The 8686-nt window shown below is 64.4% G+C and carries 7 protein-coding genes; 4 read left to right on the top strand and 3 right to left on the bottom strand.

Going from position 1 to position 8686, the window contains the following annotated elements; all coding sequences use genetic code 11:
• The first annotated feature begins 88 nt into the window (after positions 1-88).
• Together VF629_RS08130 and VF629_RS08125 are read left to right on the top strand one after the other, a co-directional pair.
• On the top strand, positions 89-1621 hold the full coding sequence (locus tag VF629_RS08130; RefSeq protein ID WP_331057970.1) for a glycosyltransferase family 39 protein: 1533 nt from the start codon (positions 89-91) through the stop codon (positions 1619-1621).
• Between the two features lie 159 nt (positions 1622-1780).
• Positions 1781-2224 carry a BLUF domain-containing protein gene (locus VF629_RS08125; protein ID WP_331057969.1) on the top strand — a complete coding sequence of 148 codons (444 nt, stop codon included), beginning with the start codon at positions 1781-1783 and terminating at the stop codon, positions 2222-2224.
• Positions 2225-2252: 28 nt separating this feature from the next.
• Here VF629_RS08125 and VF629_RS08120 read toward each other — a convergent pair whose 3' ends face one another.
• Positions 2253-2771 carry a 2'-5' RNA ligase family protein gene (locus tag VF629_RS08120; RefSeq protein WP_331057968.1) on the bottom strand — a complete coding sequence of 173 codons (519 nt, stop codon included), beginning with the start codon at positions 2769-2771 and terminating at the stop codon, positions 2253-2255.
• A 339-nt stretch (positions 2772-3110) separates the two neighbouring features.
• Here VF629_RS08120 and VF629_RS08115 point away from each other — a divergent pair, with 339 nt between their 5' ends.
• On the top strand, positions 3111-4232 hold the full coding sequence (locus VF629_RS08115; RefSeq protein ID WP_331057967.1) for a spore photoproduct lyase family protein: 1122 nt from the start codon (positions 3111-3113) through the stop codon (positions 4230-4232).
• Between the two features lie 288 nt (positions 4233-4520).
• Complete coding sequence (hutI, locus tag VF629_RS08110; protein WP_331057966.1) at positions 4521-5792, top strand: imidazolonepropionase; 1272 nt, start codon at positions 4521-4523, stop codon at positions 5790-5792.
• Here hutI and VF629_RS08105 read toward each other — a convergent pair.
• Positions 5789-7471: a hypothetical protein gene (locus tag VF629_RS08105; protein WP_331057965.1), complete on the bottom strand. Its 1683-nt coding sequence runs from the start codon at positions 7469-7471 to the stop codon at positions 5789-5791. The genes hutI and VF629_RS08105 overlap by 4 nt on opposite strands.
• Positions 7468-8037 carry a sigma-70 family RNA polymerase sigma factor gene (locus tag VF629_RS08100; protein WP_331057964.1) on the bottom strand — a complete coding sequence of 190 codons (570 nt, stop codon included), beginning with the start codon at positions 8035-8037 and terminating at the stop codon, positions 7468-7470. Before VF629_RS08100 ends, VF629_RS08105 begins: the two co-directional genes overlap by 4 nt.
• Positions 8038-8686: the final 649 nt, after the last annotated feature.

Here is an 8686-nt window from a genome sequence, read left to right as displayed (position 1 = left end):
AAAGTCCGCGCTACTTGCTTGGCGTGACCTCAGTTGCTCTCAAGCAGGGCTATGCTTCTATACAGGCCGCGTGCCTACCTTGCCGTGCATGAAACGCTTCCTGCCGCTTGCTTTTGCGCTGGTCAAATTCGTGTCGGGCTATTTCCTTATGAGCGGGGCCTACGAGCTGCACCGCGACGAATATCTCTACCTCAACCAAGGCCGGCACCTGGCCTGGGGCTACCTGGAGGTGCCGCCGCTCATTGCCGCGCAGGGGTGGGCCACGTTGGCGCTGGGCGGCCACGAGGGCTGGGTGCACTTCTGGCCGTTTCTGTGGGGCGCGGCCACCGTGTACTTGGTGGTGCGGCTGGCCGGGCGCCTGGGCGGCGGGTGGTTTGCGCAGGCGCTGGCGGGCACCTGCTACCTGGGCACGGCTTTCGCGCGGCTCAACTTGCTGTTTCAGCCCAATTCCTTTGAGGTGTTTGGGTTCATGTTGGGCCTGTATGCCTTTGTGCGCTACGTGCAGGAGCCGCGGCCGCGCTACCTCTACCTGCTGGGCGGGGCGCTGGGCCTGGGCCTGCTGAACAAGTACACCACGCTGTTTTTCATAGCCGCGCTGGGCGGGGCGCTGCTGCTCACCCCAAGCCGGCGGCTGTTGCTCAACCGCCACTTCTGGGGCGCGGCGGGGCTGGCGTTGCTGCTGTGGCTGCCCAATCTGGTGTGGCAAGTCCGGCACGGCATTCCGTTTTTGCACCACATGGCCTTGCTGAAAGAAACACAGTTGGTGCACGTAGAAGCCGCCGATTTTTGGAAGGCGCAGCTGGTGATGTGCTTTGCCGCCGTTTGGGTCTGGGCACCAGGACTAGGGGCGTTGCTGCTAGGGCCGGCGTTCCGGCCTTACCGCGTGGTGGGCTGGGTGGCGGTGCTGGGCGTGGGACTGCTGGCCGTGTTGCACGGCAAAGACTACTACGCCTTGGGCTACTACCCGGTGCTGTTTGCGTTTGGCGCGGTGTGGTGGGAAAAGCTGCTGCAGCCCTTCCGGTGGAAAACGGCGCTCGAACCCGTGCTGGTGGCGTTGCCCTTGTTTTTTCTGGCCGTCTTGGTTCCCCTGATTTACCCCGTGCGGAGCCCCGCGGCCATGGCGGCCCTGCGCGCCCGCTATGCCCCGCTGGGCGTGTACCGCTGGGAAGACGGCCAGGAGCACGCCCTGCCGCAAGACTACGCCGACATGCTGGGCTGGCGCGAAATGGCCGACAAAACCTGGGCCGCTTACCAATCCCTGCCCGACTCTGTCCGCGCCAACACCCTCGTTCAGTGCGCTAACTACGGCCAGGCCAGCGCCCTCAACTACTACAATCGCCACCGGCCCATGCCCCTGGCCAACAGCCTCAACGGAAGCTTCCTGTTTTGGTACCCGCCGGTGCAGGCGTGCCGGGCCATCATCATCGTTGATGACGAGCCGGACGATGAGCTGGCGCCGCATTTTGCCTCTTACCGCCGGTTTGGCAGCGTCCTCAATCCGTATGCCCGGGAGCGCGGCACCCACATCACCGTCGGGCTTGCTCCCGACCAAGCCCTGCGAAACCGCGTGCAGCGGGAGTGGCGCACCGAGCTAGCCGCCTGGGAAGGGGCCGCTAAATAAAGCGCTTTAGGCACTGTGGGTTACCGGTCCGCACCCCTTCAGGGTTGTGATTGAGGCATACTCGCCTTGCTTTTATCCGTACTGCGATGCCCAAGCAAATCGTTTGGGCTTGGGGAAAGTGCCTTGATGAGGCATGTGCATCCTTATTCCTGTTCAGTGATGGCAATTCAGCAATTAATTTACCACAGCACGGCCACGCGCGCCCTCGACGCGGCCGAGCTGGACCAATTGGTGGCCCAGGCACGCATTCACAACGACCAGCAGAACATCAGCGGCGTGCTTTTCAGCGCGCAGGAGCGGTATTTTCAGGTGTTGGAAGGGGAGCCCCGGGCGGTGCGCCGGCTCTACGCCCACATCAGTGCCGACCCGCGGCACACGCAGCTCGTCACCGTGCTCGATGCCACGGTTTCGCAGCGGTTGTTTCCCGATTGGCAAATGGGATTCAGCCACGTGAGCCCAACGGCCCTGGCCCGCCTCGCGGCGTACCTCGACCCGCAGCACCGCACCGTGCTGGTGCCCAGTACCTACGATGCCCGGGAGGTCATCCGGGATTTGCTGCAGGAGTTCATCCAGGAGGAAACCTCGATTTCCAGCGGCAAATAAGGCTTTCGGCGAACCTGCCGGGCCGCCCTTAGGTGGCGAAAGGGAAGGCGGCCACGCTTTCCCAGGGGCCGTTGCGGTAGGCCCACAGGTGCAAGCCCGTGCCCTGAGCCGTGAAAGGCACAAAGTCCGCTTGCAAGTTGGCCAGCAATTGCCGCGCCGCGGTGGGGTCTACCTTGTTCTGCACCGTGACGTGGGGCTGAAGCTTTTGCTGGTCTTGCGGCGTGAGGTGCGCCGCGAAAACCTGCTGCAGCTCGCGGTGCAAGGCGCGTAGGTCGTCGTTTTCCAGCAGGTAGGCCACTCCCCGGCCCAGGGAGCGCAGGCCCGTGACGTGCAGCGGCAGCGGGCGGCGGGCGCTGCTTTCGGCCCGCAATACCTCGCGCACTTCCTCGCGGGCCAAGCCCGGCAGGTGATGAAACAAGGTAAGGTGCGCGGCTAAGTAGTTAATCTTGGGCGGGAAGTGGGCAAGCCGCAGGGCATCGAAATGCGCCTGCGTGGCTTCGTCGAGGGTGAGAGTGAGGATGAGCGGCGCGGCATCGGGAGCAGGCATGGTGGGGGCAGCTGGGGCGAGGGTGGTGACGAAAGTAAGGAGCGCCGGAACAGCACGAGTACCCCGAATTTCCAATTCGGCCCGTGAGCACGACCGTCCAACGGGCCGAATTGGAAATTCGGGGTACTCGTTTCAGCGTGCCCGAGAACCGAACAATTACAATCGGTCATGACGCTACGGAAAACATAAACGATGCGCTGATTTGTATGTCATAAATGATTGGTAATGAAGAATAAATTAAATAAATAAACGGGGTAAAAATGCTAATTTTAGACCTTTGAAAGGACCTTATTGGGAAGCAAAAACGTTGGCTATATATCCGTCACCAACCCGATTTTCATGCTCACTGCCGGCACCCTCGTTTCCCTTTCCGACACCCTGCTCACCGACCAGCCGCAGCCCGCGGCCGCCCCGCGCACGCACTCGGCCAAGCTGTGGCTGCCGCAGCGCGTGGTGTTCACGCCCGATGCCTTGGACGAGGAATTCGGCCAGCAAATCCTGGCCCGCGTCACGGCCCAAAACCTGGAAGTGGAGCTGCTCAAGAGCAACCGCCTCACCGGCCTGCGCGGCGACGACGTGCGCGCCACCTACCGCACCGCCAAAAACACGCTGGCCGTGGTAAAGGCCCCGGCGGGCGCGTTGCGCCTGCAGCCCACGCCCCCCTCGGCCGACTGGCAGCTCAACTTGGCCGAAGGCTGCCCCGCCCACTGCCAGTACTGCTACCTGGCCGGCAGCCTCAGCGGCCCGCCCGTGGTCAAAGCCTTCGCCAACCTGCCGCAGCTGCTGGCCAACACCGCCACCTACGAGCAGCCCGGCCGCGTGGTGAGCTTCGAGGCCAGCTGCTACACCGACGTGCTGGGCATCGAGCACCTCACCGGCAGTCTGGCCGAGGCCGTGCGCCACTTCAGCACCCGCGAGGGCGCGCAGCTGCGCTTTGTGAGCAAGTACGACCACATTGGCGCGCTGGTCGGCCTGCCCCACAACGGCCGTACGCGCGCCCGCTTTTCGCTCAACGCCGAGCCGGTGGTACGGCGCCTGGAGGGCGGCACCGCCTCGGTAGAGGCGCGCATTCAGGCTATGCGCAAGCTAGCCCTGCCGGTGGAGCAGGGTGGCGGCGGTTATCCTGTGGGCGTGGTGCTGGCCCCGATTATGCCAATTCCCGACTGGCAGCAGCACTACACCGAGCTGCTCGACCGCCTGCAAGCAGCCTTCGATTTTGACTGCGACCTGACGGTTGAGCTCATCACCCACCGCTTCACGCCCGGCTCGAAGGACGTGCTGCTCCAATGGTACCCCAACACCAGCCTCGACCTCTCGGAGGAAGGCCGCGCCGTGAAGCGCAACAAGTTTGGCGGCCTGAAATACGTGTACCAGCCCGAGCAGATGAAGGCCATGAAGGCCTGGTTCTACACCGAATGGCAGCGCCGCTTCCCGCACGCCCCGGTGCAATATTGGACTTAATGCCTGCGGCTTAATGAGGAAGAAGTAGGGAGGAAGTGTCATTGCGAGCGTAGCGCGGCAATCCGTCCTATTTTTGTGACCAGCTTCCAAGATGTGAAAAGCCCTCCCAGGTACGATTCCGGCACAGCACAGTGTTGAGGTGGTACTCGGGAGGGTTTTCTGGTAAAAAGCGTGTCACGTTATTAGGCTGTTCGCTGAGAACAGGACGGATTGCTTCGCTGCGCTCGCAATGACACTTCCTCCCTACTTCTTCCGCATCAAGCCGCAGGCGACCCCGTTATTTGCCGCATGCTACTCTATACCCTCGTCATCGAGCACGCCGCGCAGGTGCTCACGCTGGCTGGCGGGCCCATTGACCGGCCGCTGGCCGGGCCTGCGCTCGGCAACTGGCGCATCATCGAGCGTGGCTACGTGGCGTGTGTGGGCGAAAAAATCGTGGCCGTGGGTGCGATGGCCGAGCTCGACCTGGCCCACGTCGGCCCCGAAACGCGCCTGCTCGACGCCACCGGCTGCGTGGTGATGCCAGGCTTGGTGGAGTGCCACACCCACTTGGTTTTTGGCGGCAACCGGGCCGATGAGTTCGAGCGCAAGCTGCGGGGCGAGTCCTACCTGGACATCCTGGCCGGGGGCGGCGGCATCCTGAGCACCGTGCGCGCCACCCGCGCCGCTTCCGAGGCCGACCTGCTGGCCAACGCCTTGCACCATTTGGGAGGATTTCGGCGCTACGGCGTGACCACGCTGGAAGCCAAGAGCGGCTACGGCCTCGACCGCGACACCGAGCTGCGCCTCGTGCAAGTAGCCCGCGAGGCCGGGCGCCGCCAGCCGGTGCGGGTGGTGCCCACCTTCCTGGGGCCGCACGTGGTGCCGCCCGAATTCAAGGAAGCGGGACCGCGGGCCTACGTCGATTTCATTCTGCACGACGTGCTGTCGGACTTGAAAGGAGAGGCCGCCTTCGTGGATATTTTCTGCGAGGAAGGCGCTTTCCCGCTGCCGGTGGCCCGCTATTTCCTGGAGCAAGCCCACAAAATGGGCTTTGGCCTGAAAATCCACGCCGAGCAACTGCACGACTTGGGGGGCTGCGAGATGGCCGCCGAACTAGGCGCCACCAGCGTCGACCATTGCGACTACCTCACGCCCGCCGCCGCCGCCCGCATTGCCGCGCGCAGCGAGGGCCGCACCGTGGCGGTGCTGCTGCCGCTGGTGCCGCTTTTTTTGCGGCAAGAGAAATTCGCCCCGGGCCGCGAGTTCATCGACTGCGGCCTGCCCGTGGCCGTGAGCACCGATTTCAACCCCGGCTCGTGCCCCAGCAAAAACCTGTGGTTGGCCCTGTCAGTGGCCTGCCTGAAAATGGGTTTCACGCCGAAAGAAGCGGTGGCCGCTGCCACTCTAAACGCCGCTTGGGCCATTTCCCAAGCCGCCGACTGCGGCAGCCTGGAGCCCGGCAAGCGCGCCGACGTGCTGGTGCTGCAAGTAGGCAGTGTGGCCGAAATACCCTATTGGCTGGGCGAAAACCCGGTGCGGGACGTCGTAATTGGCGGGGCCTTGCAGGCCAGAGGCTAGCGGAAGTCGTACGAAACCCCAAACTGCACCCCTGTGCCAAGGAGGTAGCGCGGCGTCAGCCCCGAGATGGGGCGGGGCAGGGAATTCAGGAAATACGTGGCCGTGGGCTGGGCCACCACGTCCCAGCGCGGAAACAGGCGGTAGCGCAAGTCGAGGCCGGCGCTGAAGGATGCGTTGAGCGGGTGGTAGGTGCCATCCGCGGTGCTCCAGGTTTTGACCTGGCCGTTGGCCGCCGGGCTCGACCCTCCCACGTACAGGGCCGCGTCGAGCCCCGCCAGCAGGCCGTAGCGGAAGCGGCCCGCCGGGTGGCCCAGCGCATAGCTCAGCCGGACAGGCACCGTGATAAAGCGGTAGGTGTCGCGGTGCTTCGTCTCAACTGGGGTAATGGGGGGAAGTGGGGGGGGTGGAGCGCTCGAGCCCACGCCAGTAGGAGTGTTGTTGAAGTCGGCGTTCGAAAGCGCAGCGACCGTTGTTTGGGTAGCGTACTCCTGGTAGCCCAACCCGGTGCCCAGGCCCCACCGGCCCGACAGCTGCCGGCGTACCTGCACCTGCACACCAAAACCTACGTCCGCTGTCTCCTTGGTGGCCACTTGGTTGGCGCTGCGGCTATTATATGTATATGCATTGGGGGCAGCCGTGTTGGGAGTAGGAAAAGGCGCACTGTCATTGAACGAGTTGTTCCCCAGCTTGCGGTAAGTGACCGCAGGCCCCGCCAGCACCAGCGCCGCCCAGCGCCGCGCCACCACCACGGGCATGAACCGCGTCGTGTCGGGCCGCGCCATCACCACCGGCTCGGGGTAGGGCAGGGAGGCCAAAGCCACTGTCTTGGGCGCCACCTGCTCGGTAGAGGCCATGTCAGAAGCATTAGCCGGGGTGGCAGCCAAAGTGCTTGCCCCCGACGCCGCCGAAGCTTTCGTGGCCAAAGCATCCGCCGTGCCAGCGGCAGAGGTCACGTCGCCGGGCGTGGTTCCCGAAGCCAGAGTTGCTGCCCCGACGGGGCTGGCAGCGGCTGTTGGCGTGCGCAAGGCAGCAGCGCCCGCACGCTCCTCGCCAGCTGGCAAAGACTCGCGGCGTGCGCGCGTCTGCACGGCCACATCCGTCGGCCGGTTTTGGGAAGCGGAAGCCCGGCGGGCACCCGTGTTGCCAGCAAGGGCCGCAGCAGCTGTGCGGCTACCGCTGCGTTTTCGGCGCAACGAACGGGCACTGCCTTCTTCGGCTTGCGTCGCTGCTACTGCCCCGGAAGCGGCGTCAGCGGAAAGCGTTGCCGAGGCCGTGGCGTGCTGGTTAGCTTCAAAGCCACTGCGTTCTATGCTTGCGGCCCCTGCCTGTGCGGGACTCGCGGTGGCTTGGGACGATGCCGGGCCAGCAGAAGCACCCATGTTCGCAGCGGCATTGGCAGCGGCCTTATTGGCGGTACTGGTTTGCGCAACCGTGGGGGCCGTGCTGCCCGAGCCGGCGGTGCGCCACCAGTGCCAGCCCGCGGCGCCGGCCACCGTCAGCAGCAGGCACAGCAGCAGCGCGGGGCTCCAGCGCCGGCGGCGTCGCAGCTGCGGCTGGGCCACCGGCGGCGGCAGCTTGGCCCGGATGCCCGCCCACAGCTGCGCCGGCGGCTCCTGGCCGTAGTCGGCCAGGCGCTTGCGCAGGGCATCGTATAAAGGGTCGGGGTCGCGTTCGGTCATGGCAATTGTGGGTGATGATGGGCCGCTAGGCGGGTTTCGAGCAGCCGGCGGGCCCGGGCCAGCTGCGATTTGGACGTGCCCTCGGCAATGCCGAGCAGCTCCCCGATTTCCTGGTGCGAGTAGCCCTCCACGGCGTAGAGGTTGAGCACGGCGCGGTAGCCCGGCGGCAGGGTGGCCATCAGGGCCAGCAGGTCGTCGGCGGCCAGTTGGTCCAGCGCCGACGGCTCGGCGCTGGGCACGTCCGGCGCCAACTCCTCGGGGTCGGCCTTGGCCACCGGATGGCGCAGGCGGTGCTGGGCCACGGCATGCAGGGAGGTGGTCACGGCAATGCGGCGGGCCCAGGCTTCGAACGGGCCCTGGCCGCGGTACTGGTCTAGGCGGGTAAAAATTTTAACAAACGTGTTTTGCAGGGCGTCCTCGGCTTCGGCCCGGTTGGGGCAGTAGCGCAGGCACACGCCCATCAGCAGATAGGAAAGCTTTTGGTATAGCCGGTGCTGCGCCGCCGATTCGCCGCGCCGGCATGCCGCCAGCAAGGCCTCATCGACGGGGGCAATGGAGGGCGGCATGCAGTGAAAAAGTTTAAAGCGAAGGCGGGCTGTACAGGTCCCGCCTTGTACACCCCTGACCGGCAGCCGGCCCGTCCGGTTGCGCGTCGCCTAAAATTATTGTAAAAATTATTCTGGCAGCCCGTTCGGCTGGCTTCTCCGGGCCTCCTGGGCTGGCTGCCGTGCTTGCCGGGGCTCAGAACCACCCGGTGTGGCTCGCCTGCCAAGCGACGTGGTAAGCGGGCGGCGGCTGGGAATCCGGGTCTGAAGTGGGTTTATCAACGAATGGTTTATAGTTTTAGGCGCAGGCAGGGGCACGGCTCATTGGCCTATACGCACTTCATTTCAAACCACCCGGACGAAGTCGCTACTCTTAGCAAGGTGTAGGGAAGTCCATAAAACGCCAGATGAGCAGGACATTCTATGAACTTTAGACTTTCCCTACTCACTATCAGAACCCGTTGGGTTGCTTTTAGGTCAGCGCAACCGTGTAGCACCGCCTCAACCAACAGCTTCTTACTCATAGCCGTGCTCTGCCTGGCGGTAAACGCGCATTCGCAATCAATTTCTACCAACAGCAAGCATAGCAAAATGAAGTTAAACGCAGGTGTCATTACAACGAAGCTGACGGAGAGCAAAGCTTTTTACACCACTAATCTGGGCTTTGGGG

It is taken from the genome of Hymenobacter sp. (genome assembly GCF_036388155.1).
In the GTDB taxonomy this organism is placed as follows: Bacteria; Bacteroidota; Bacteroidia; order Cytophagales; family Hymenobacteraceae; genus Hymenobacter.
The sequence above is the reverse complement of the archived record's forward strand: the minus strand, read 5'-3'. Positions and strand labels throughout refer to the sequence as shown.

What these genes read in the sequence shown, in the direction of transcription:
- VF629_RS08130 (WP_331057970.1), top strand. Translation starts at nt 89, where the DNA reads ATGAAACGCTTCCTGCCGCTTGCTTTTGCGCTGGTCAAATTCGTGTCG.
- hutI (WP_331057966.1), top strand. Translation starts at nt 4,521, where the DNA reads ATGCTACTCTATACCCTCGTCATCGAGCACGCCGCGCAGGTGCTCACG.
- VF629_RS08105 (WP_331057965.1), bottom strand. Translation starts at nt 7,471, where the DNA reads ATGACCGAACGCGACCCCGACCCTTTATACGATGCCCTGCGCAAGCGC.
- VF629_RS08120 (WP_331057968.1), bottom strand. Translation starts at nt 2,771, where the DNA reads ATGCCTGCTCCCGATGCCGCGCCGCTCATCCTCACTCTCACCCTCGAC.
- VF629_RS08115 (WP_331057967.1), top strand. Translation starts at nt 3,111, where the DNA reads ATGCTCACTGCCGGCACCCTCGTTTCCCTTTCCGACACCCTGCTCACC.
- VF629_RS08100 (WP_331057964.1), bottom strand. Translation starts at nt 8,037, where the DNA reads ATGCCGCCCTCCATTGCCCCCGTCGATGAGGCCTTGCTGGCGGCATGC.
- VF629_RS08125 (WP_331057969.1), top strand. Translation starts at nt 1,781, where the DNA reads ATGGCAATTCAGCAATTAATTTACCACAGCACGGCCACGCGCGCCCTC.